The sequence below is a fragment of the Serratia sp. JSRIV002 genome, from assembly GCF_019968725.1.
In the GTDB taxonomy this organism is placed as follows: Bacteria; Pseudomonadota; Gammaproteobacteria; order Enterobacterales; family Enterobacteriaceae; genus Chania; species Chania fonticola_B.
The window spans coordinates 832,311-855,249 of the sequence record NZ_CP074143.1 but is presented as its reverse complement, the minus strand read 5'-3'; the positions used below and the strand labels follow the sequence as shown (position 1 = coordinate 855,249).

The following is a 22,939-nucleotide window of genomic DNA, read 5'->3' as shown; positions in this document are numbered from 1 at the left end:
TTAGACTCCCAACTTCCATGACAGTGTGCGCAACAGATCGGCAAATACCCCGGCCGCCGTCACATCATTACCGGCACCATAACCGCGCAGCACCAGCGGCAATGGTTGATAGTAGCGGCTGTAGAAGGCCAGAGCGTTCTCACCGTTCTTCACTTTATACAACGGATCGTTGCCGTCTACCGCATCAATACGTACCAGACAGCGGCCTTCTTCGATAGCACCCACATAGCGCAACACTTTACCTTCAGCGGCAGCAGCGGCCACACGGCGGTTAAATTCGGCATCCAACTCCGGCAGGCGGGCAATAAAGTTCTCCACATCGCCGCTGGCATCAAACGACGGTGGTAACACCGATTCGACTTCAATATCGCTCAGTTCAAGCGCATAGCCTGCTTCACGCGCCAGGATCAGCAGCTTGCGAGCGACATCCATCCCCGAAAGATCGTCACGCGGATCTGGCTCGGTGTAACCCAAGGCCTTGGCCTGCAAGGTGGCCTCCGACAGCGACATCCCCTCATCCAGCTTACCGAAGATAAAGGACAGTGACCCCGACAGGATACCGGTGAAGCGCATCAGCTCATCGCCCGCATTGAGCAGGTTCTGCAGGTTTTCGATCACCGGCAAGCCCGCCCCCACGTTAGTGTCATACAGGAATTTGCGGCGAGAACCGGCTGCTGCGGTGCGCAGTTGCTGGTAATAATTCATCGACGAGGTGTTGGCCTTCTTGTTTGGCGTTACCACGTGGAAACCGTCGGCCAGGAAATCGGCATACTGATCGGCCACCGCCTGGCTGGAGGTACAGTCGACAATCACCGGATTGAGCAGGTGGCACTCTTTCACCAGGCGGATCAGGCGGCCCAGATTGAAAGGCTCTTTGGCTTCGGCCAGTTCGTCCCGCCAGCTTTCCAGCGAGATGCCGTGCACGTTGGTCAACATCGCCCTTGAGTTGGCAATGCCACAGATGCGCAGATCGATGTGTTTTTGCTTCAGCCAAGGTTGCTGACGATAAACCTGCTCGATGAGCGCCCCGCCAACGCCACCCACGCCAATCACAAACACTTCGATCACCTGATCGGTGTTGAACAGCATCTGATGGCTGACGCGAACTCCAGTGGTGGCGGAATCGTTATCGACCACCACGGAGATTGAACGTTCGGAAGAGCCTTGAGCGATCGCCACGATATTGATGTTGGCGCGCGCCAGAGCAGAGAAGAAGCGTGCAGAGATGCCACGCAGGGTGCGCATACCGTCGCCAACGACCGAGATAATTGCCAGGCGTTCCATCACGTCCAGCGGCTCCAGCACGCCGTCTTTCAACTCCAGGTAGAATTCGTCTTCCAGGGCACGACGAGCGCGTTGCAGCTCACTCTGCGGCACACAGAAGCTGATGCTGTACTCGGAAGAGGACTGGGTGATCAACACCACTGAGATCCCGGCGCGTGACATCACGGCAAACACACGGGCCGCCATGCCGACCATGCCTTTCATACCTGGGCCGGACACGTTGATCATCGCCATATTGTTTAGATTGGTGATGCCCTTTACCGGCGTATCATCGGCCACGCTTTCGCCACCGATCAAGGTGCCGGGAGCTTGCGGGTTGGCGGTGTTTTTAATCAGGCAAGGGATTTGGAACTGGGCAATCGGGGTGATGGTACGCGGGTGGAGAACTTTGGCGCCGAAGTAAGAGAGCTCCATCGCCTCCCGGTAGGACATCGACTTCAATAATCGGGCATCCGGTACGGTACGCGGGTCGCAGGTATAAACCCCGTCCACATCGGTCCAGATCTCGCAACAGTCTGCTCGCAGGCAAGCGGCCAGCACGGCGGCGGAATAATCGGAGCCGTTACGCCCCAGCACGACCAGTTCGCCTTTGTCGTTACCGGCAGTAAAGCCCGCCATCAGGATGATATGGTCTGAAGGAATGGCCGCAGCAGCGATACGCAGGGTGGACTCGGCAATATCGACGGTCGATTCCAGATAGTGGCCCTGAGCCAGCAGCTTCTCTACCGGGTTAATCACAGTAACCGGATAACCTTTGGCTTTGAAGACGCCTTCCATGATGGCAATAGAAAGCTTTTCACCCCGACAGATGATAGCCGCATTGACGCTATCCGGGCACTGCCCCAACAACGCCACGCCATGCAGTACCTGTTTGAGCTGCGCGAACTCCTGCTCGACCAGTGCCTTCAGGCGATCGTACTCAAAGCCTGGCAACGCCTTGGCCAAACCGCTGAGCAGGTCGGCAAAGATGCGCTCGGCGTCGCTCATGGTTGGCAGAATATCCTGGCCGGCTACCGTTTTGTCAATCATCGCCACCAGATGATTGGTGATCTTGGCCGGTGCGGACAATACCGTGGCTACCTGTCCTTGGCGTGCATTGTTCTCCACGATATCGGCAACGCGCAGAAAACGTTCCGCATTCGCTACCGAGGTTCCACCAAATTTAAGCACTCGCATTTCTGTTATCTCCTGAATTTATGCCGAAAAAAAAGCCCGCACTGGTTAGGTGCGGGCTTTTTTCTTCTGTTTCCTGTACGCGTCAGCCCGCCCCGTTACCTGTGGTATCGGTGGTGGTAATAATTGTCGTATTCAGGCTGATGTTTCGCATTTTGTCTGTCTGTCTCATTAGAATCTCTGTCCCCTCTATTGGTTAAAGCAATCGTCTGGCCAAGTCAAATTATTTCTTTGTTTTGCCTATTTACTGGCCACAGTGGGATCTGCGCGATGAAGCCGATAAAAAAACAGAATTGCAGAACAAAAAATCATAAGAAAGCCGATCAAACAGTGAATAACACCAGCCAAGCAACAGAAAACGCCTACATCACTTCGTCAGTTTTTTTTCAATATCATGCAGCAACCTGTGCAACATGACGGTATCGCGCTGCTGCAAGACCCCGAGCCGCTGGTGTAACCAATCGCGCAATTTTTGGTCGCCCGCCACGTCCAGCGCTTGTAACAGGCGATCTGCCCGTTGCCGCAACGCGTTGAGTTGCCCGGCATCGGCCAGGGGTTCCTGCTGCGTGCTGACTGACATTAACTGCGCCAGTTGATAGCAATACACCATCACCGCCTGGCCGAGGTTCAGCGAAGGATAATCAGCCACCATCGGGACGCCGGTCAGCAGATCGGCCAACTCCAGTTCTTCATTGGTCAGGCCCGAGTCTTCACGGCCAAACACCAGTGCAGCCTGATGCACCCATTGCTGACGTTCCGCCAACTGCTCCGTCAGTTGCTGAGGGGTACAGTAGTAATGGAAGCGTGCGCGGCTGCGAGCGGTAGTCGCAACGGTAAAGTCTACATCTTCCAATGCCTGCTCCAGGGTAGCAAACGTCTGCACCGCATCCAGAATATCGCCAGCACCGTGGGCGACCCAGCGGGCAGCGGGCTGCAGATGGGCCTCGCTGTCGACGATGCGCAACGAGGTGAAGCCCATGGTTTTCATCGCCCGCGCCGCTGCGCCAACATTTTCCGCCCGAGCGGGCGCGACTAACACGATATGAAGCTGCATCAAGACTCCAGAAAAATAATGAGAATAGTTCTTTGACTGTTGGGATTTGTCTGATTATATTTACAAACGATTAACATCGTAAATGATCGCTTGCTATAATATTATTAAATAGGCATTTCAACCTATAAATCGGACGAAACAATCATAAATGTAGGTTAAGTTTTAATTTTCATTAAAAACAAAGCGCTATATTTTCACCCCAAACAGTTAGCTTTCAATTGTAACGCATCAGCTCCAACAAAGCTGAATCGTTCACAGAATTTGACGATCTGTGACTTAACATGGCAGTTCTGTAAGTGTTTTTCACAAAACTGTTAACGTGCTACAATTGAATTTGATATATGTCAACAAAGCGTAGTTTTGTTAGGTGATGAATTCGGCACACACTGTTATATTGCTGTTAATAGGGTTAGGATATGCGCCGTTTTGGCATCATTCGGGGTGGTAAAAAATAGCCCCCCCACCCAGCTAGCGATCTTGTTGACATTGATGGAAAGCGCATCAAGAACGAGTTTACGTACTGTAGTCGTTTGGTAATTGAGGGAACGTGAGCGGTATCTCTGCCCTCCATGGAAGAACACCGAGACTGCTGTACTTCCTATTTTCTATTTTGTTGGCAATTTTAGGTAGCAAATATGCAGACCCCGCACATTCTGATTGTCGAAGACGAGTTAGTCACTCGTAACACCCTGAAGAGCATTTTCGAGGCGGAAGGCTACATTGTTCATGAAGCCAATGACGGTGCAGAAATGCACAACATCCTGTCCGAAAATGATATCAACCTGGTTATCATGGATATCAACCTGCCAGGCAAGAACGGCCTGCTGCTGGCGCGTGAACTACGCGAACAAGCCAGCGTCGCGCTGATGTTCCTGACCGGTCGTGATAATGAAGTCGATAAAATCCTTGGCCTGGAAATCGGCGCCGATGACTATATCACCAAACCGTTCAACCCACGCGAACTGACCATCCGTGCGCGCAACCTGCTGTCACGCACCATGAATCTGGGTAGCGTCGGCGAAGAGCGCAAGCTGGTCGAGAGCTACAAGTTCAACGGTTGGGAGCTGGACATCAACAGCCGCTCTCTGATCGGCCCTGCTGGCGAGCAGTACAAACTGCCACGCAGCGAATTCCGCGCCATGCTGCACTTCTGTGAAAACCCGGGCAAGATCCAGTCCCGTGGTGAATTGCTGAAGAAAATGACTGGCCGTGAGTTGAAACCGCATGACCGTACCGTAGACGTGACCATCCGTCGTATTCGTAAGCACTTCGAATCCACGCCGGACACGCCGGAAATCATTGCTACCATTCATGGTGAAGGTTACCGCTTCTGCGGCGATCTGGAAGAATAAGCCTGTCTTAACGTCACAGGTTAAAAAGGGTTCAGCTTGCTGAACCCTTTTTTGTTGAGGCCAGACGCGATGCCATCTGAACAGGCTACAACGTAGGAGCGCTGCATGCTGCGCCCGTCTGGATTATTTGGCTTCACCCCAAGGGATGATGGGCACCGCGCTCAGGGCATTTTTCGGTGAACCATCTACTACCCGATCGGAATAGCTCAGGTAGATCAGCGCATTGCGATTGGCATCATAAAAACGCACGACCTGCAGCTTTTTGAACACCAAAGAGGTGCGCTTCTGGAACACCACGGTTCCTTCAGCCTTGCCCTTCTTAATCTTGTCGCTCAGCTCAATCGGGCCTACCTGCTGGCAAGAAATGGCAGCATCCGAGGTATCCTCTGCCAGCCCTAACCCACCCTTTATGCCACCGGTTTTAGCCCGGCTGATATAACAAGTTACATTTTTAACATCGGGATCGTCGAACGCTTCCACCACAATTTTATGATCTGGACCAAACAGTTTGAATACCGTATCGACCGATCCTACCTGTTCCGCCTGCGCGCTATTAAACGTTGCGCAAACCAGACCGAACAAAAATATCCATCCTTTTTTCATTCACTTAACTCCAATAGAACAGCGTGTTAAATCACAGGGCTGCTAATAAGAACGCCGATGCTTCAGGTCATAGAAATGGGTTTTCCTCGGCCCAGTCAGCTCTTTTTAGCACAGAGAGCGAAAAAAATCTTTGGGAGTCGTGGAGGAAAAAAGTTGCTATTATGCGGCATCGTCATCGCTTAATGCCTGTTAACACCAGTTTTCCCCCGCTTCCCGCAACGCATATCGCAAAAGCGCCGTATGTAATGCAACTGATTGATCAATAAGTCAGTGGGCATCAGGTATCAGCATGACAAATCAAACAGTTCGGGTTCCGAACCTGAAGCTCTACGAGGAAGATCTATGGATCAAGCCGGTATCATTCGTGATCTGCTTAGCTGGCTGGAAAGCCATTTGGACCAACCTTTGTCACTGGATAACGTGGCGGCAAAAGCGGGTTACTCTAAATGGCATCTGCAACGGATGTTTAAGGATATCACTGGGAACGCCATCGGCGCCTATATTCGGGCAAGAAGGTTGTCCAAAGCCGCCGTCGCATTACGCCTCACCAGTCGGCCTATTCTGGATATTGCTTTGCAGTATCGTTTCGACTCACAGCAGACCTTCACTCGCGCATTCAAAAAACAGTTTGCGCAAACCCCGGCGCTGTATCGCCGTTCAGAAGACTGGAACGCCTTCGGCATGTGCCCGCCAATACGTCTGGGCGCCTTTACGCTGCCACATCCAGAGTTTGTCACGCTACCCGAGCTGGACCTGATCGGCCTGACGCAGAGCTACTCCTGTACGTTGGAGCAAATATCCAGCTTCCGCTCCGAGCTGCGTACCCAATTCTGGCAACAGTACCTGGGGCAGATAGACACCCTGCCACCGGTGCTTTACGGCCTGCACCACTCGCGGCCAAGCCAGGAAAAAGACGACGAGCAGGAAGTGCTGTATACCACGGCCCTGGAGGCGCAACATGTGCCGACCAAGGTGCTGGAAGGCCAGCCGATCACGCTGCAGGGCGGAGAATATGCCATGTTCAGCTATCAGGGGCCAGCCTCCGGCCTGCAGGACTTTATTCTGATACTGTACGGCACTTGCCTGCCAGCATTGGAACTGACCCGCCGCAAAGGGCACGATATTGAGCGCTTCTATCCGCAAGGTGACCGGCGTCCGCCTCAGCCACCCAGCGAGATCCGTTGCGACTATCTGATCCCGATCCGCCGTTAGCGCTGTAGCTCATCCAACGCGGGCATGTCCAGATGCGAGATATCGCCCGCGCTTTCCACAATCCAGCCTGGAGCCAACCAGGGGCTTTGTTGATAGTCGACGCGTGACAACGAGCAGTTGCGCAAACGCAGGCGGCGTTCGGCATAGGCAGGCAAACCTAATACCGTCCCGATCAGGCACCCCAACGCGATGCCGTGGCTGACAATCAACGGCTTGCTGCCCTGCGGCAGTTTCAGGCACTCGGTCAGCGCCGCATGCATCCGCGTGGCCAACTCCGTCATAGATTCACCTTGAGGGATACGGCCGTCAGCAGTACCATCGACCATCTGTTTACGCCACAGCTCTTCCTGCGGTGTCAGGCTGTCGATCAAACGTTCTTCCAGAACGCCCATATGCAGCTCACGCAGCCGGGCATCTACCATAACGTCGCAACCGCAAGCGTCCGCAATGATTTGCGCGGTCTGACGGGTGCGGCCCAGATCGCTGGAAATCACGTGCGTCACGCCCTCGCGGCTAACGCGTTTGCCAACCAGATGAGCCTGGTGAACGCCAGTGGCGGTTAATGGGCTGTCGGATTGGCCCTGAATGCGGCGTGCTGCGTTCCATTCCGTTTCGCCGTGGCGAACGAGGTATACCTGTAACATTATGCTTTTCCGTTATACTGCGTGAAACTTGAGTTTATCTGTGGCTCGTGCCTTGCACTACGCATAACTTGCCGCCATCAAAAATCATGGCAAGACACAGCCCCACTTTAAGGAAGCTAAAGCCGTTATGTATCATGTTATCGCTGCAACTACCAACCCGGCAAAGATCAGGGCTATTCAACTGGCTTTTGAAGATACCTTTGGCGCAGACCAATGCCGCATAGAATCGGTTGACGTCGCCAGCGGCGTTTCACTGCAACCCATTGGCAATACCGAAACCCGTACCGGCGCACGCCAGCGCGTGATGGAAGCGCGGCAGGTGCGGCCAGAAGCCGACTTTTGGGTCGGAGTAGAAGCCGGGATCGAAGAAAATATGACGTTCGCCTGGATGACGGTAGAAAATCCGACGACCCGTGGCGAATCGCGTTCTGCCAGCCTGATGCTGCCAGAATCAATTTTACAGGGTATTCGAGCCGGTCGCGAGTTAGGCGATGAAATGACCTTGATCACCGGCAATAGCGAAGTCAAACGTCAGGGGGGAGCGATCGGTATCTTTACCGATGGTCGGCTGAGCCGCACCAGCGTTTACCACCAGGCGTTGCTGCTGGCACTGGTGCCGTTCCACAATCCGATTTACCGCAGCCACAGCAGTAATAATACGCCGCAGCAATAAGCCACCGGGGTGATTGCTTCACCCCAGTAATTGCTGTTCCAGCCACTGTTTCAGCTCTGGCGTCGCCATCTTCAGGCTGTTTGATCCTCTGGTGATGGTTGCGATACCTGCCCCGAGCTCATTCTTCAGCTCGCGCTGGCTCATTTCGCCACGCATCAGTTCCTGAATAATACGCACCCGTGTCCCCAGCGCAGTACGCTCATCCGGCGTCAGTAGCAGTTGCATCAACTGTTGGTGCAAATCCTGATCGAACGAACTCTGCAGCAGTGCGACAAAGCGCAGCCAATCTTCATTGCCTTGTTCTGAAAGAGCGGGATCGTTTAGCGATAATTGCGTCATGCCAGCCACCATACTATTTAACTAGTACAGCAGCATAGCATACCGCGAGTAAGCGTCAAAATACCGGTAACAACGCTACAGCTTGAAAGACGACGGGGATATCAATAGCGTCTTTGCCACTCGGCATCCGTCAGCACCTTCGCTGGCCGATGCATGAAGTGACGATAAAACGCGTCATAGGCCAGCACGTTCTTCACGTAAGAACGGGTTTCCGAGAACGGAATGCTTTCCACAAACGCCACGGCATCTACCCGGCCATCGCTATTGCCTAACCAGGTATTCACCCGTGATGGGCCAGCGTTATAAGCCGCAGACGCAAGAATACGGTTACGACCAAATTGCTGGTACACCGACTCCAGATAGCTGGTGCCAATGGTGATATTGGTTTGCGGATCAAACAGCTGGCTCGGGCTGCTGTAGCCCGGGATACCGAACAGATCCACCGTATGTTTCGCGGTGCGCGGCATAACCTGCATCAAACCTGCGGCCCCGACCGGCGACTGCGCTTTCGGGTTCCAGGCGCTCTCCTGGCGGGCTATCGCCATGGCATAGCTCGGCGTAATGCCTTTATCTTCGGTAGCACGGCGGAATTCCTGTGGCCAGGCCATCGGGAAACGTTCTTCAAGATGATCCCACAGTTTGCCAACGATCGTTGCCTGTACGCTCAGATCGGCCCATTTCTGCTCAAAGGCATAGCGGGCCAGCGCTTCCTGCTCCGGGCGGCTGCGGCTGGCGACGAATGAGCTCCACTCACTGCGCGCCAGGTTATCCATATTCCAGTACATCAGTTCACGCACCCGGGCAATCTCCGGGCCACTCACCAGATCGGTACGCGGTTTTGCCGCCACGGCGACCATCACCGGATAAGGCACCTGCAGTTTTTGCGCCGCCACCATCGGGTAGAAGCCGCGTTCGTTCATCAGGCTACGCAGTATCGCTTCCCCTTCGCTGCGTTTACCTTCATCGATCATGACACTGGCACGCCAGTAGCGCCATTCATCCTTGTTCCGCGATTCTTCAGGCAGGCGTGCCAGCCAGGTTTTCAGCCCCTGACGATCGCCCACGCCCAGCGCCATACGCACGCGGCGCTCCAGCAAGGCTGGCTGTTGGCTGCGCAGGATCACCTGATCGCGCCATTGGGTCTGCTCAAAGGTGGCATCATTGCCCATCAACCGCCAGGCCACCTCTTCCTCCATTGCCAACTTCTCGCTTTCGCTCATTTTCTGTAGGCGGACCAGCGTTGGGATCATGGCTCGAGCATTTTCTACGTCCTGACGGGCAAGACGAGCGAATACGATGGTGGTAGCCGAACGGGTAAAATCTGTTGGGCCGACGCTACGGGCGAAGGCTTCCAGCGTGGCGGGATCGTTTTGCAACCGTACCAGCGCATCCCCCATGGTCTGATAATCGCTTGGGAGTTGGCGGTACAGGTAGTTCACCAGGCCGCTGTTGCCCTCTTTTAGCGCCAGCTTCATCCGTGCCAGCGTATTCAACGGCGTTTGCTTACCGGCAGCCTGCCAGACGCTGAACAGCTTATCGCAGGAGCCTGGCAGGGTTTTACCGCTCATCCAGATATCATCGGCACCAGCCCAAGCTGCCTGCTGATCGCCGGTGGCCCACTTGGCGTAATAGAAATTACAGCGCGCCGCAACAGGTTTAGGCTCTTGCGGGCTGAAGGCCAGCAGGGTAGTCCAATCTTGACGGCTAGCCAGCTCGTTCACAAAACGGGCAGAGAGCGATTTTGCGGGTGGCAACGTAGGATGCAACCGCAAAAACTGCTGGACCTGAGCCGCACTGGCGGTGCTGAGATCCTGCGTCAACTGGCGATATTCCAGATAAGGATACAGGGGGTAATCCTGCAGCGTTGGCATCAACTGCGCCACCACGTCCATCTGTTTACTGTCCCAGGCCTGCTTGATTTGCAGATAACGCTGGCGTTCGCCGTCCAGGGAGTCTGCCAATGTTGCACCAGAAAATGCCGTCAGGCACAGGCCTACAGCCCACAACCGCCATTTGTCCACCTTGACCATACTTACTCTTTCCTCGCTGGGTTAGCTTGCCAGAACCGATCCACCCCGCTGCCGCGCCGCGTCAGCAGCCAACGGGCCAGTAGATCCTGCTCTGCGAATATCTCACGCCCCACCGTGGGAAGCCACGCCGGGAACAAAACCGTGCCGCCACCATGGGCTGGCATCAGGTATTAATCATAGACAGCAAAAACGCGTATCCATTCATTACTTTATAACAAGTTTATCAACCCAGATGAAAACCACCCTGCCTGGCGCAATCGCCAGGCAGAACAACAAGACGACGTTTTGAAAAATCATGGGATTATGGGCAATTTTTTCATCACACAATAACCCCGGTGTTCTATAGTTTTCTATGCAGACACGAGTTTTCCTATACAAAAAATGACGTTAAAGAGACATTAATAGAGAAACATTTTCTCACTGATTAAAACAATTCCTATTACTTTGTTTTTATTATCTCAGATCAAAAACTCAAGTTTGCGATTATTTACTATCACGCGGCAGATAATTGGCCACCCACTAACTGAAAATGACTACCTTTAACGTCTGTGTGACAGAAAACAATGGAATATCAACCCGGCAAAAGGGCTGCCGACACAGATGGGGACTTAGATTCGAACGACTTTAAGGAGAGGCACTCCATGCCAAAACATTCCCCCACTGAATACCAAGCGCCACCCAAGCCGGAAAAAGCCTGGTATCAATACGATATTGAACAAACGCTTCAGCATTTAAACGTTCAGCAACAAGGCCTAAGCGAGCAGGAAGCCGCTGAACGGCTGAAGAAGTTTGGCCCCAACGCCCTGCCGGAGCAGGCAGGCAAAAGCGCCTTTATGCGCTTTATTGCCCACTTTAACGATGTGCTGATTTATATTCTGCTGGCCGCCGCCTTCCTCAAAGGCATTATGGGGCATTGGATCGATACGGTGGTTATTCTTTGCGTTGCCGTGATCAATGCCCTTATCGGCTTTGTGCAGGAAAACAGCGCAGAGAAATCGCTGAAAGGCATTAAGAATATGCTTTCCAGCCAGGCTATTGTGGTACGAGACGGAATTAACCACACCGTGAATGCGGAAGATTTGGTCCCGGGAGATATCGTGTTGTTACGCCCTGGCGATAAAATCCCCGCCGACCTGCGGTTACTGGAATCTCACAACCTTCAGGTTGAAGAGGCCATCTTGACCGGCGAATCTACCGTGGTCTCGAAACAAACCGACGCTATCCCTGATGAAGTGATGATTGGCGATCGCACCAACCTGTTGTTCTCCGGTACCACTATCAGCGCCGGGAATGCCAAGGGCGTGGTTATCGCAACTGGCGGCTATACCGAACTCGGCCACATCAGCGAGATGATCTCGACCGTTAAGACCCAGCGCACCCCGTTACTGCAACAGATGGATCGCTTGGGCAAAAACATCTTCATCCTGATCCTGGTGATGATGGTGTTGCTGTTCGCGTTTGCCTTCACGATGCGTGATATGCCGCTCGGTGAGCTGCTGGTGGCGCTGATCAGCCTGGCGGTGGCCTCGGTACCCGAAGGTCTGCCTGCCATCATTTCCATTATCTTGTCCCTGGGCGTGCAGTCGATGGCACGTAACCGCGCGATTATCCGCAAACTGCCTACGGTAGAAACCTTGGGCTCGATGACGGTGATCTGCTCGGACAAGACCGGCACGCTGACCATGAACGAAATGACGGCAAAAAACGTCATCATGGCTGACCATGCCTACCGTGTGGAAGGGGAAAGCTATGAACCGGTTGGCGGCATTTTCTTTGCCGACAGTAACAAACCAGCACAAGTTCAAGATATCCCACCGTTAGCGCAGTTCATTACCGCGATCACCCTGTGTAACGACAGCCAGGTCAAGCAGGATGACAGCGGCCGTTGGCTGGTCACCGGCAGCCCGACGGAAGGCGCATTGAAGGTGCTGGCGATGAAAGCTGGATTAGCGATTGGTGAAGCACGCCAACTGGCTAAAATCCCGTTCGACTCCAGTTACAAATACATGGCGGTACGTAGCCAGGTCGCAGGCAAAAATCAGGTGTTCCTTACCGGTGCGCCAGACGTGTTGTTCTCACTGTGCGAGTTCGAACTGACCGATTACGGCATCCAGCCCTTCCGCCTCGGCTACTGGGAAGCGGAGATGTCGCGCTTCGCCGAGCAAGGTTTACGCATGGTGGCCGCCGCCAGTAAAACGACGCCAGACGGCGAAGTGGAACTGGATCACGGCGATATCCGCCAGCAGATGGTGTTTATCGGTATCGCTGGTGTGATGGATCCACCACGTCCTGAAGCGGTCGCCGCCATCGCCGAATGTCAGCAAGCGGGGATCCGCGTGAAGATGATCACCGGCGATCACCAGAAAACGGCCATGGCCATCGGTGCCATGCTGGGAATTGGCAACAGCCAGGACTCTATCACCGGCTCCGAGCTGGAACATATGGATGACCAGGCGTTGGCAGAAGCCGCCGTGCACTACGATATCTTTGCCCGTACCAGCCCGGAACATAAGCTACGTCTGGTAAAAGCGCTGCAGGATAAAGGCGGCGTGGTAGGGATGACCGGCGACGGCGTCAACGATGCACCAGCGTTGAAACAGGCCGACGTGGGTATCGCCATGGGGATCAAAGGCACCGAGGTCACTAAAGAAGCCGCAGATATGGTGCTGACCGACGATAACTTCGCCACCATCGCCAGCGCGGTAAAAGAAGGCCGCCGTGTTTACGACAACCTGAAGAAAACCATCCTGTTCGTGCTGCCGACCAACCTGGCACAGGGCCTGCTGATCATCATCGCCATTCTGGCTGGTGCCATGCTGCCGCTGACGCCCATCCAGATCCTGTGGATGAACATGGCCACCTCCACTACCCTATCCTTTGGCCTGGCCTATGAGCCCGCCGAAAAAGGGCTGATGCACCGTAAACCAAGGATGCCGGGCAGCAACGTGTTGGATCTGCACGCTATCTGGCGCATCGGCTTCGTCGGCGTGCTGATCGCCATCAGCGCCTTCGCACTGGAAGCCTGGATGGCGCCACGCGGCTACAGCAGCGAGCTGATCCGCACCGTGCTGCTGCAAACCCTGGTCACCGCGCAGTGGGTTTACATGTTCAACTGCCGTACCGCAGACCGCTTCCCGCTCAACCGCCAATTGTTCCTCAATAAGGGCCTGTGGTTGGTCAGTGGCGTGTTGTTACTGCTACAGATGGCCATCATTTATCTGCCGTTTATGAACGCGCTGTTTGGCACCGCGCCGCTGCCGCTGTTCTATTGGGGCGTGACGCTGATGATAGCCATTGCGCTATTCCTGATCGTGGAAGTAGAAAAATGGGTGATTAACCGCATCAAAGCGAGCCGAAAAACGTTATTATAAGCACCTTAGGACTCGCAATTTTCACTAAAACGCCCGGCAAACCCTGCCGGGCGTTTTATAACGTTAAAAATACCTAGGAAAAATCTCATAAAACCGAGCATAAAGCGCACAACAAACTGCTCTTATAATACAATTCGCCCTCAAGACGGTCAGGTTATGCTTTTTTGGTAGTGCGATTGATGGTACGCGGCAAAGTTTTACCCTTTTCGACTAGGCTCAATTATTTAGTATCAGACTGCCGTGCCATCAAGCCGGCCGTAGGCAGGAATGGCAAATGAAGATGTCGATAAAGGCCAGGAAGTTGGCTGTCAGGACACTGGGTTTATGTAGCAACCCGGTCCGATCGCGTCGCATGTTACCGATCCTGCTGCTGGCTCTGTTGACGTTTCCCAGCTTGGCCGGGGCTGATACACAAGATCCCTACCAAAAACGCATTCATACCGTCACCACCGTGGTGGTGGGGATTATCAGCTATGCTCGCTGGCCCGCCAAACCTGATCCGATCCGCTTGTGCGTGACTGCGCCTGTCCAGTATGCCGAAGGTCTGTTCGACCCAGTGTTGCTGACAGCACCGCAGCCAATCAAAACCTTGCGGATCGAGATAGATAATCCGCAGTTGGCAACTAGCTGCGATGTAGTGTATTTGGGCGACGTTAATGACGCCCAGAAACAAGATTTCTTCCACCGGATTTCGGGTCACTCGATCCTCAGCATCAGCGAAAAGGATATGGAATGTGCTGTTGGCAGTGCCTTTTGTTTGCAAATCAGCAACGATCAGGCGGGTTTTAAAGTGAATCTGGACTCACTGGCGCGCAGTGGCGTGCGTGTTCACCCTAACGTGCTGCAGTTGGCGCGTAAAAAGGGGCCGCCGCAATGAAACTGTTAGGTCACAAAGGTTCGGCTACCTCTCGCCCTACGCTGGGCCAAGTGCTGCAACGGATGAACCTGAGTCTGGCGTTGATCGCCGTCGGTGCCGCAGGGATCTTCCTGACGTTGCTTGCGCTGTTTGCCCTTCGAGCCTATGCCAACCATAACCTGCATCTGATTGCCCGCTCGATCAGTTATACCGCTGAAGCCGCCGTGGTGTTTGAAGACCGCCCCGCCGCTCGCGAAGCGTTGATGCTGATCGCTTCCAACGAAGAAGTGTCAGAGGCTAAAATCCTGAATATGCAGGGTGTCGCTTTGGCCAGTTGGAGCCACCCAGCGGATAGCCCATTGCATGGGTTGGAACAGATGGTGGCCCGCTGGATCTTGCCGGAAGCGGTGGTTTTGCCCATTGCCCGTGAAGGCAAACAGATAGGCCTGGTCTGGCTGACCGGCAATGGCAGCAGTCTGCTGAAATTCTTGCTGCGCGGCATGGTAGGCATGATTGCCTGCCTGATGCTCAGTACATTGTGCGCCCTGATACTTTCCCGCAGAATGCTCAGAGGGATCGTGACCTCCTTGGACGATATCACCAATGTTGCCCATACGGTACGCCGCGATCGGACTTTCGAACTGCGGGTGCCTTCAGCACCGATTGCCGAACTGCACGAACTGAGCTGTGATTTTAACGGCCTGCTGGATGAAATCGAAGCCTGGCAACAGCACCTGCAACAAGAAAATGACGCATTAACCCACCAAGCCACCCACGACAGCCTGACCGGGTTGCCAAACCGGGCCTTCTTTGAAGCTCAGTTGGGCCGCGCGCTGTCAGAGCTCGAACCCGATGAAAAGCTGGCGGTACTGTTTATCGACGGCAATCGTTTCAAGGAGGTGAACGATAACCATGGCCATGCTGCCGGTGATACCGTCTTGATCACCATCGCAGAACGCCTGCGCAGCAGGTTGCGCAAGCACGATCTGGTCGCCCGGATGGGGGGCGATGAATTCGCCATCCTGCTGGCACCGCTCAAAGACACCAACGATGTGCTGCCGATTGCCGACATCATCATCGAGTGTATGCAACAACCCATTGTGTTGCCCAACAAGGAAAGAGTGATCGCCGCACTGAGTATCGGCATCGCATTTTACCCTGAACATGCCTCTACCACTCAGGAACTGCTGCACGAAGCGGATGACGCAATGTACCGGGCAAAACACCTGTCCCATGGAGGCTGGCGGTTAGCGATGCGCAAATAGCGTCAGCACCGGGTCTCAAACAACCAAAAAGAGAAAAATCAATGTTACAGCAAAATTTTAAACGGTCTTTTTCCCTCCTGGCATTAGTGTTTATCACCTTGCTCACGCTGGCAGGCTGCCAGAGCAAGCCACAAGGGCTGACGGCAGAACAGATCGCTTTACTGCAGGCACAGGGGTTCAAACTGACCGAAAACGGTTGGGAGTTTGGTTTTTCCGACAAGGTGCTGTTCGGTAACAACGTCGGTAAATTGAGCCCGCAAAGTACCGAGATTGTCGAGAAGATGGGCAAGGCGCTGAAGAGCGTAGACATCGTGCAATTCCGCCTGGACGGCCACACCGATAACTACGGTGAAGACAGCTACAACGACCAGCTTTCACTGCGCCGCGCCAACGCGGTGGCCGATGTCCTGGCTGGTGTCGGCATCCCGCGTGCCAATATAGAAACTCGCGGCATGGGTAAACGCCAACCGGTAGCCAGTAACGCCACCTCCAGCGGGCGTGCTGAAAACCGTCGCGTGGCGATCGTCGTCACCCCTTAAGAAACAGCAAAGTTCACCTAATGGTGAGCATTAGCGGTTATACTTGGCGATCGTCATAGGGGATCTGGGAACCGGTGCTGAAACGGGCTACACTCAGGCCGCCAGACATCCTATAAAAACTGATAGAGAGGCTCGGAGCAACGTGGCTCAATACGTCTATACAGTACTGAGCCTCTTTTTACCAAGTCTGCTTAAGCCTGCTTATCCTATGTTTTAACTGAATTTTTCTACCTTTCCGTTTCAACCTCGCCCGCTCAACTCTACCCATATTTGCAAAGTTTTTGCCCCATTTATGCCCCATAGCAACGTAGAGGCCGGGATTTCTCCCGGCGCTGCTATCACTCCTTAGGTTCTTCGACCGGTGCAGGTGTTTCACCTGGTGCCGGTTCTTCGCCGACTTCCGGTGCCGACCCATATTCCGGTTCATCACTGGCGGGCATCTCGATAAGGGGTTCGATCCTACCATCTGAGAACTGAGGCAACTCATCGATAATTTTTTCCACCTCAACAAAAATAGATGTGCTTTGAATTAAAAACGGAAATGACTGTGTAATCCCCTCGCTAACGCCATTAATACACAGAGAGAACTTTGCCATCCCATTACCATCTGCTGAGATTGTCACATCTGTTAATGTGTACAGCGCATTGACCTCCATATCCTTGCCGGGAATGGATAGATTGAAATCTGACGTGACTATAGCTGTAGATGTAGTTTTAATTACCCTGATTGGCATTTTAAACCTCTTATAATTAAGGTAGCTGACTAAATACTTGGAATCCTGTTGATGTGTAAACTCTGCCCACCACTTTTGAAGTGGAAGCGTTAGTGTCGAAAACTATATCACCGTCACCCCAGATATCAGTTCCGGAAATTGGGGTTCCTGGATAAGGGGTTACACCATCTATGTTTGTTTTAACAATATCTTTGGTCCCCTGCATACGGTTTTTCCCACTTGCAGGATTGTGCAGAACATTCGTCAAATCACTATCAATAATGTAATTTGTCCCTTTGTATATTGCAGGGGTTTGAGATGGATTTACTCGAATACCATAATCCAATCTCTCCAAAAAGCCCTCATAACCAGAAGTGCGAACAGATACTTTCGTGCGGCGGATCGGGGTGCTTTCTCCAGGGTTAGCAATATATTGCAAATGCCCCATGTCTCCAGTCCCCATCTGGGTCGGGTTAATACCAATGAAATCAACAGTGAAACCATCAGCCCAGCCGATGCTAACCCCGTCATGGTAGCGATCGGCATTAATTATAAATCGCGATGAGTACGTGTTGCGTAAGCCAAGCACAGGAGTGTAACCGAGCCAGGCAGCATGCTTACACCGACGTGTAGTTATATTGGCATCTACCCCAGTAGCGCCAACAACGTGCAACCCAACATAGTCGCCCGTGTATAGCGCAGTAGTCTTCGCGAAGCCTCTAACAAATACATCATTCACACCGTTAATGAGGACTACATCAGCGCGATTTCTTCCGATATCTGTCATTTCCACATCAACATTATCGAAGTGAACGTTTTTAACGCAGAACTCGCCAAAATCGCCGGTAGCTTGCTTACCTGCTATCGTAAGCCCTTGACTGCCCGCGCAAAGCGCACGATAGGATTTTACGGTGATGTTGTAGCACTTCTGGAAATAGTAGTTAGGCTCAATATCTAGGCCTCCAGGCTGGTAGACGCCGCCAACGATCCCACCATGCCGCAATGAAACCATGGTCGTAATGTTCAGGCCATTTACTGAAATGACGGATATTGCGTTACGTCCGTCGAACGTTTCGTTAATCGACTCGATAAAATCAATGTTCACATTTTCAGGGATCGCCGATTCAACGTTACCGTTGGACTGAGTAATGTAAAGCCCATCGCCGCGAGTGTTTTTGAACCGCAATTTTGACATGCTGATGTTTTTACCGCCAAACATACCTATCGAGTGGATTTGCTCGTTATCAAGCTTTGAAGCTGAGTTTCCATCAACTTGGAGAGATAATTCAGCATTGGATACGCCATTTACATAAATACAATAGTCAGCCCCAGTTACAATGTTACTTGGTTTGTTTTGCTGAGTTCCGCCGTTGCCGTAGAATTTAATCCACCCATCGCCATCAATGCGTATTCCATTATGCCTAGAGTCAATAACGATGCCGTGCGCTGAAAACGAAAAGCCAGAATCTATGACTAACTTGATTTTATTCAGTGCAACTGAATTTATAGCGCGCTGAATGATAGCTGTTTCATCAGAGTCATTACCGCGCCCTCCGAAATGTGTGACAAGAACAGAGTTCTCTACAACGCGACGCCACCCAGTTGATGAGTTAACACGGATAAAAATTCCGCCGTCATCAGAAGTTGTTGCATCATTTACCGATGTAAAAAAACCACCGCCAACTGCACCATTCTGTGTTGCTGCCCACCCTTCATAGTATGAAATCACATCGATCTTCTGGCTGGTAAACTCAGGGACTATAGTACGTAGGGTTGCGATATCAGGACACCGTCCGATGTATTTAAGGCCATCCCCCTTAGCCAGATCGCAGCGAACGCTTGCATCACCAATATTTACCCATAACCCAGATGGGTTATCTTTAGACCATATGCCTCCATCCTCTCCTGGTGAACCACCTGTTATGGTATGGGGTAATGCTCCGATAAATTTGTACCAAGCATTATCATGCCAAACTACTTGTTGACGGTTGATCAACGTTATGTTTACGACCCAATTACCAAGCTCCTGCCATCCAATCGCCGATATTGCATCATAAGCTTTACCTTTGAAATAGATAATAAGTGCATCGAAAACGGAGTTAAACCCATTCATCAACCTATCAAAATGACGCTCCATTCCAACCCATGTTCTCCTAACTCGATCAAATCGGTCTAAGGCATGGTCAGCGTCACTATTTATAAAATCATCATAAGCCAAGGCGTTATCGTTTAAGTCCTTCATGCTGTTTGAAGGGCGCGGGTTTCCGGTTTTGTATCTCTGGGACATAATTATTTCCATAAAAAAACCCGCACTTGGCGGGTTTGTTTAGACGATTTGACGTCACCGTCATGTTGTCAAAGCCTTAGTTATATCTCTAAATATTGACTTGCGGAATTTTTCTGATGGCACTTCGACTATAAAATACATAATCACACCAAAAGAAATAACAACAAAATATGACATTATAGCAAACGCTGGTGATACATCCCCCCTAGGCAATGCCCAGAATATATAATTATACAAGTAAATTGAGAATGAACACTTACCTATAAATGATATAACCTTTACAATCAGTCGGGGCTTATGTTTATGACTTCCAACAATGAATGACCACATCATAACACCTGCTAATGTGGAAACAATCAACTCATAAATTTTTATGTTATTATTGAATCCACTCCCTTTATAAAAAAGCATTAAAATAAAAGCGACAACAGAGAGTGTTTTTATGAAGTTCAAGAAGGCATTATTAATAGCGCAATCAGAGTATGAGAACAAAAACCAACCTAATATGAACAGATATAAGTATGAAGCTAGTGACCACGTCAACACCCTATCGTTTGAAGTCAGATTGATAAGCATTGAAATAGCAGCACAAGCAACAAGTAAAACTATTTTTTTATTAGGTGTTTTACAGAAATAAACAATAAAAGGGAGAAGTATGTAAAACTGCATTTCAACAGCTAGAGACCAATAAACACCACTTATACTGAACATTGTATTTTCATTTAAATTATGAAAAAACAAAGCATGAGAAAGTACATCATAAACGCCAGTGGGTTTAACCGCTATTCCGTAATTCTTTATTAAAATAACCCAAAACAAAATAGAAATGTAATATGGAATCGCAATCCTGAGAAAACGTTTTGAGAAATACACGGTATAACTTGACTTGCTAACACCATGAGAAAATGCACGATTTGTTGACATTCCCATGCAATAACCTGATATTACAAAAAAGATACCAACGCCAACCCATCCATTCCCAAAAGGTCCGTAGGTATCCCAATGTCCAGTTAAAGGTTTTCCATTCGATGATGACCAAAGGAATATATGGAATGAAGTTACCAATAGAACTGCAATTCCACGAAAAACATCTATGACATCGTTTCTATTTTTCATATGACATAACTCAATTTGCGATCTTTGAATTATACCACAGGAATATAGAACTTTACCAGCCGACAGCAATATAGCTAAAACTATCCACATTCCCTGCTGATCCGGAAATCCAACCAAACACGTCAAAACCTGTTTTGCTATGATTAGATGAAGATACATATCTATTAGTATCTGTTATTTTTGAAGGGATCACAGCTAAAACACCATTAGTAAAAGGCTTGGGAAAAATAACACTCCCAGAAGTCGAATTTACTTCCCCCTTCCCTGCCTGAATAATAATCACCACATCATTGGAAATTCCTTTTACTGTCAAGCATGTGCCTAGCGAATTACTTTCCACTGTAATACTATTCCCAAAGAAAAGTTTAAGCGCCTTAAAAACTTGACCATCATCATTAGGATTAAGCTGCATACCCACACTTTCGACAATATTTACTAGCTCTCGTTGATGTGTATTTAAAATGGCGGCATTGATAACTGTTGGTGACACGCCTTGTGCCACGTTTCCGTTAGTCCACTCGCCATTGGCATCTGCTGTATCTGTGGTGCTTCCAACTTTTTGCATAAAAATTCCTCACTCTGAGAGCGATATTAATTGAATTTATTGACTAGAGATGCCCAGAGGCTACGTCTACTATTTCGGCAAATTCCGGTGTTACGTCATAAACACCTTCATCGTTAAAACCAAAATAGATATAACCAAACTTAACAATCGTATGAGATGGGGATAGCGAACTCATAGTGCATTCCAATTGCTTGTTGCCCCAGGAACGTAACGGATCTCCACAATAACTTATTCCTGCTTGAGCAGTAGTGACTGACACACCTTCAGCTTCAACCATCCAGACAAAAGGCCAGTCATCACCATTTAGGCCATCGCCGCACACGGATAGCCCTGCACGCGCTTGCCGAAATTCTTTGATCGTTATGGTGTATCCCAGAGCCTTGGCTATACCGATAAAATAGGATTTGGACTGGCCTCCGGTACTGATAAGTTTCGAAACCACTGCTGCCTGGCGCTTAGCGATCGTATCAACCTCGCCGATAGAACAATCATCTGGCAAGCCAAGCGACTTTTCCCACTCAGGTAGTAAAATGGTTGCGGTTGATGGGAACCCGCCGTTTAAGAGAGAGATTGCGTCGCTATCACTACGCTGAAAACTGGTTGCCAGCGCGCGGATCACAGCAGCTTGAACGGCACCAGGCTCACGCGGCCAGGCTAACCCCAAGGGGATTAATGATTGCAGTGCCTGGCTGTAGCTTTCTGCAGGATACTGGCTCATGTATAGATCACCTCGCCGCGGACAGGAAGTTCTCCAACACCCAGGATAATGTTCACGCTAGGCGACTCCAGGATAAACCCTGCGGTTCCTTCTATATCACCAATGGCCCGGTTCAGGTCAGATATAAAAATCTTCCCTGTTCCATCCGGGTTTCCGTCCTCAAAGAAAACGTTATCGATCGCGGCATTTATGGCCGTTGTTACATCGCTACCAACATGACTGATCCCGCTGATTTCAAAATCGATGACCTTTCCAACTGGTGAGCAGAGGTACACAAGCGCCGTTACGGGTTGCAGCGGGTAAATATAGTCGGCTACTAGCCCCTGATCCCCTGTTGCTTTGGCTGCACCCCAATCATCAAGTTGGCTGATCCCATCAGTGCCCACAGGAAAACCGTGGTTTGTTTCATCGCTGCCGTCGCACATGATGTATACGCCAACAGTCCCTACTCCCATTAGCCTACGCTTTACCCAGCAGCGGGTAACTCCTGGAACAGCAAGTGCCCATTGCTTATAGTCAGTATCGCTGCCGCCCTGGGGAGGATTTTGATAGGCCAGCAGCATTCTAGCCCGGAAATTCTCCTGTGCCTCAATATCCGCCCCGCCGACCGCTGGATCCACCATCACGCCGCTGGACTCGATACCCGGTAACGCAACGTCAAGTGTAAGGATTGTGCCAGCATCAGCATTACCGGAGACGCCCCCGCCAGTCGAGTCCGACACAATATCCGGCAATATGGCTGTCAATGCGCCGACACCGGTCCCACCCGGGCCGATCGTTATCCCGGCATCCAGTCGATACTGGTACCCATCACCGCGATTAAGAACAACCCCCTTATCGACCGTTGCACCTGGTATGCCACTAAATTGGTATGACGCTGTTTGTGCAGCTTCAGCCGCATTCTGATAGACCGATTTCATCGCTGCCCACCCAGACAGCCATTCATCAGTAGCGGTGTAAGGTGTGGATTGTTGCGCTATATAATCGAGGTAGGCGTAATGCAGATGAGACAAGCCCGCGTCAGCATCCGCAAGGATGCGCATATTGGAGAAGCGGAGCAGGGAACCAGTCTTTCTTAACTCAGATTCGAGCTGTACACGGTTTCTATCGCGTAGCTCGGTTAATGTGGGCCTTTTGAATGGCAT

At 51.4% G+C, this 22,939-nt stretch carries 20 protein-coding genes, 1 pseudogene and 1 other annotated feature; of the genes and pseudogenes, 7 read left to right on the top strand and 14 right to left on the bottom strand.

All coding sequences use genetic code 11. The features are described 5' to 3' along the window. The 4 genes and pseudogenes from thrA to KGP26_RS30380 form a co-directional block, all read right to left on the bottom strand. Positions 1-2,460 carry a bifunctional aspartate kinase/homoserine dehydrogenase I gene (gene thrA / locus KGP26_RS03965; RefSeq protein ID WP_059199704.1) on the bottom strand — a complete coding sequence of 820 codons (2,460 nt, stop codon included), beginning with the start codon at positions 2,458-2,460 and terminating at the stop codon, positions 1-3. Positions 2,461-2,485: 25 nt separating this feature from the next. Then, positions 2,486-2,604: a sequence feature (Thr leader region), on the bottom strand. Next, a complete protein-coding gene (gene thrL, locus KGP26_RS03960) occupies positions 2,543-2,611 on the bottom strand; it encodes a thr operon leader peptide (RefSeq protein ID WP_071998276.1) in 69 nt (22 codons plus the stop codon). It overlaps the preceding feature by 62 nt. Positions 2,612-2,824: 213 nt before the next feature. After that, complete coding sequence (locus tag KGP26_RS03955; RefSeq protein WP_115159048.1) at positions 2,825-3,511, bottom strand: tRNA/rRNA methyltransferase; 687 nt, start codon at positions 3,509-3,511, stop codon at positions 2,825-2,827. Between the two features lie 389 nt (positions 3,512-3,900). Then, positions 3,901-4,038: pseudogene (locus KGP26_RS30380) on the bottom strand (hypothetical protein); the annotation flags it as partial. Between the two features lie 108 nt (positions 4,039-4,146). Between KGP26_RS30380 and arcA the strand changes: the two are divergent. Beyond that, a complete protein-coding gene (arcA, locus tag KGP26_RS03950; protein ID WP_024483588.1) occupies positions 4,147-4,863 on the top strand; it encodes a two-component system response regulator ArcA in 717 nt (238 codons plus the stop codon). A gap of 123 nt (positions 4,864-4,986) precedes the next feature. Here arcA and creA read toward each other — a convergent pair whose 3' ends face one another. Beyond that, a complete protein-coding gene (creA, locus tag KGP26_RS03945) occupies positions 4,987-5,466 on the bottom strand; it encodes a protein CreA (protein WP_094982171.1) in 480 nt (159 codons plus the stop codon). A 342-nt stretch (positions 5,467-5,808) separates the two neighbouring features. On the opposite strand from creA, the gene robA reads away from it, so the two are divergent. Next, positions 5,809-6,678: an MDR efflux pump AcrAB transcriptional activator RobA gene (gene robA / locus KGP26_RS03940; protein WP_223665070.1), complete on the top strand. Its 870-nt coding sequence runs from the start codon at positions 5,809-5,811 to the stop codon at positions 6,676-6,678. On the opposite strand, the gene gpmB is transcribed toward robA, so the two are convergent. Continuing rightward, positions 6,675-7,322: a 2,3-diphosphoglycerate-dependent phosphoglycerate mutase GpmB gene (gene gpmB / locus KGP26_RS03935; RefSeq protein WP_021179239.1), complete on the bottom strand. Its 648-nt coding sequence runs from the start codon at positions 7,320-7,322 to the stop codon at positions 6,675-6,677. The two genes, robA and gpmB, sit on opposite strands and share 4 nt — an antisense overlap. 127 nt (positions 7,323-7,449) lie before the next feature. Here gpmB and yjjX point away from each other — a divergent pair, with 127 nt between their 5' ends. Continuing rightward, positions 7,450-7,995, top strand: coding sequence for an inosine/xanthosine triphosphatase (yjjX, locus tag KGP26_RS03930; protein ID WP_021179238.1), 546 nt, complete (start codon positions 7,450-7,452; stop codon positions 7,993-7,995). A gap of 18 nt (positions 7,996-8,013) precedes the next feature. On the opposite strand, the gene trpR is transcribed toward yjjX, so the two are convergent. Both trpR and sltY read right to left on the bottom strand, forming a co-directional pair. Further along, positions 8,014-8,334, bottom strand: a complete 321-nt coding sequence (trpR, locus tag KGP26_RS03925; RefSeq protein WP_021179237.1) for a trp operon repressor — start codon at positions 8,332-8,334, stop codon at positions 8,014-8,016. A gap of 101 nt (positions 8,335-8,435) precedes the next feature. After that, positions 8,436-10,355: a murein transglycosylase gene (gene sltY, locus KGP26_RS03920; RefSeq protein WP_094982241.1), complete on the bottom strand. Its 1,920-nt coding sequence runs from the start codon at positions 10,353-10,355 to the stop codon at positions 8,436-8,438. A gap of 650 nt (positions 10,356-11,005) precedes the next feature. Here sltY and KGP26_RS03915 point away from each other — a divergent pair. The 4 genes from KGP26_RS03915 to KGP26_RS03900 all read left to right on the top strand — a co-directional run bounded on the left by KGP26_RS03915 (position 11,006) and on the right by KGP26_RS03900 (position 16,395). Beyond that, the gene (locus KGP26_RS03915) at positions 11,006-13,735 is read left to right on the top strand and encodes a cation-transporting P-type ATPase (protein WP_223665069.1); all 2,730 of its coding nucleotides are present in this window, start codon (positions 11,006-11,008) and stop codon (positions 13,733-13,735) included. Between the two features lie 274 nt (positions 13,736-14,009). Next, positions 14,010-14,612, top strand: a complete 603-nt coding sequence (locus tag KGP26_RS03910; protein ID WP_059199699.1) for a YfiR family protein — start codon at positions 14,010-14,012, stop codon at positions 14,610-14,612. Next, a complete protein-coding gene (locus tag KGP26_RS03905) occupies positions 14,609-15,856 on the top strand; it encodes a diguanylate cyclase domain-containing protein (RefSeq protein WP_059199698.1) in 1,248 nt (415 codons plus the stop codon). Before KGP26_RS03910 ends, KGP26_RS03905 begins: the two co-directional genes overlap by 4 nt. Before the next feature lie 41 nt (positions 15,857-15,897). Next, a complete protein-coding gene (locus KGP26_RS03900) occupies positions 15,898-16,395 on the top strand; it encodes an OmpA family protein (protein ID WP_059199697.1) in 498 nt (165 codons plus the stop codon). Between the two features lie 338 nt (positions 16,396-16,733). Here KGP26_RS03900 and KGP26_RS03895 read toward each other — a convergent pair whose 3' ends face one another. From KGP26_RS03895 to KGP26_RS03870, 6 genes are read right to left on the bottom strand one after another with little or no spacing between them, the layout of a single operon-like run. Next, positions 16,734-17,129 carry a hypothetical protein gene (locus tag KGP26_RS03895; RefSeq protein ID WP_223665068.1) on the bottom strand — a complete coding sequence of 132 codons (396 nt, stop codon included), beginning with the start codon at positions 17,127-17,129 and terminating at the stop codon, positions 16,734-16,736. Positions 17,130-17,145: 16 nt separating this feature from the next. After that, positions 17,146-19,395, bottom strand: a complete 2,250-nt coding sequence (locus KGP26_RS03890) for a hypothetical protein (RefSeq protein WP_223665067.1) — start codon at positions 19,393-19,395, stop codon at positions 17,146-17,148. 60 nt (positions 19,396-19,455) lie between these two features. After that, entirely contained in the window at positions 19,456-20,511 is a 1,056-nt protein-coding gene (locus KGP26_RS03885; protein WP_223665066.1) for an acyltransferase, read from the bottom strand. A gap of 52 nt (positions 20,512-20,563) precedes the next feature. Continuing rightward, a complete protein-coding gene (locus KGP26_RS03880) occupies positions 20,564-21,076 on the bottom strand; it encodes a hypothetical protein (RefSeq protein WP_223665065.1) in 513 nt (170 codons plus the stop codon). A 43-nt stretch (positions 21,077-21,119) separates the two neighbouring features. Then, positions 21,120-21,794, bottom strand: a complete 675-nt coding sequence (locus tag KGP26_RS03875) for a YmfQ family protein (protein ID WP_223665064.1) — start codon at positions 21,792-21,794, stop codon at positions 21,120-21,122. Continuing rightward, entirely contained in the window at positions 21,791-22,939 is a 1,149-nt protein-coding gene (locus KGP26_RS03870; RefSeq protein WP_223665063.1) for a baseplate J/gp47 family protein, read from the bottom strand. Before KGP26_RS03870 ends, KGP26_RS03875 begins: the two co-directional genes overlap by 4 nt.

Excerpts from the sequence above, each read along its gene's own strand:
- KGP26_RS03890 (WP_223665067.1), bottom strand. The coding sequence starts at position 19,395 with ATGTCCCAGAGATACAAAACCGGAAACCCGCGCCCTTCAAACAGCATG.
- KGP26_RS03880 (WP_223665065.1), bottom strand. The coding sequence starts at position 21,076 with ATGCAAAAAGTTGGAAGCACCACAGATACAGCAGATGCCAATGGCGAG.
- trpR (WP_021179237.1), bottom strand. The coding sequence starts at position 8,334 with ATGACGCAATTATCGCTAAACGATCCCGCTCTTTCAGAACAAGGCAAT.
- KGP26_RS03910 (WP_059199699.1), top strand. The coding sequence starts at position 14,010 with ATGAAGATGTCGATAAAGGCCAGGAAGTTGGCTGTCAGGACACTGGGT.
- KGP26_RS03905 (WP_059199698.1), top strand. The coding sequence starts at position 14,609 with ATGAAACTGTTAGGTCACAAAGGTTCGGCTACCTCTCGCCCTACGCTG.
- KGP26_RS03870 (WP_223665063.1), bottom strand. The coding sequence starts at position 22,939 with ATGCCATTCAAAAGGCCCACATTAACCGAGCTACGCGATAGAAACCGT.
- KGP26_RS03955 (WP_115159048.1), bottom strand. The coding sequence starts at position 3,511 with ATGCAGCTTCATATCGTGTTAGTCGCGCCCGCTCGGGCGGAAAATGTT.
- KGP26_RS03895 (WP_223665068.1), bottom strand. The coding sequence starts at position 17,129 with ATGCCAATCAGGGTAATTAAAACTACATCTACAGCTATAGTCACGTCA.
- KGP26_RS03885 (WP_223665066.1), bottom strand. The coding sequence starts at position 20,511 with ATGAAAAATAGAAACGATGTCATAGATGTTTTTCGTGGAATTGCAGTT.
- KGP26_RS03915 (WP_223665069.1), top strand. The coding sequence starts at position 11,006 with ATGCCAAAACATTCCCCCACTGAATACCAAGCGCCACCCAAGCCGGAA.
- arcA (WP_024483588.1), top strand. The coding sequence starts at position 4,147 with ATGCAGACCCCGCACATTCTGATTGTCGAAGACGAGTTAGTCACTCGT.
- thrA (WP_059199704.1), bottom strand. The coding sequence starts at position 2,460 with ATGCGAGTGCTTAAATTTGGTGGAACCTCGGTAGCGAATGCGGAACGT.
- KGP26_RS03900 (WP_059199697.1), top strand. The coding sequence starts at position 15,898 with ATGTTACAGCAAAATTTTAAACGGTCTTTTTCCCTCCTGGCATTAGTG.
- creA (WP_094982171.1), bottom strand. The coding sequence starts at position 5,466 with ATGAAAAAAGGATGGATATTTTTGTTCGGTCTGGTTTGCGCAACGTTT.
- yjjX (WP_021179238.1), top strand. The coding sequence starts at position 7,450 with ATGTATCATGTTATCGCTGCAACTACCAACCCGGCAAAGATCAGGGCT.
- robA (WP_223665070.1), top strand. The coding sequence starts at position 5,809 with ATGGATCAAGCCGGTATCATTCGTGATCTGCTTAGCTGGCTGGAAAGC.
- KGP26_RS03875 (WP_223665064.1), bottom strand. The coding sequence starts at position 21,794 with ATGAGCCAGTATCCTGCAGAAAGCTACAGCCAGGCACTGCAATCATTA.
- gpmB (WP_021179239.1), bottom strand. The coding sequence starts at position 7,322 with ATGTTACAGGTATACCTCGTTCGCCACGGCGAAACGGAATGGAACGCA.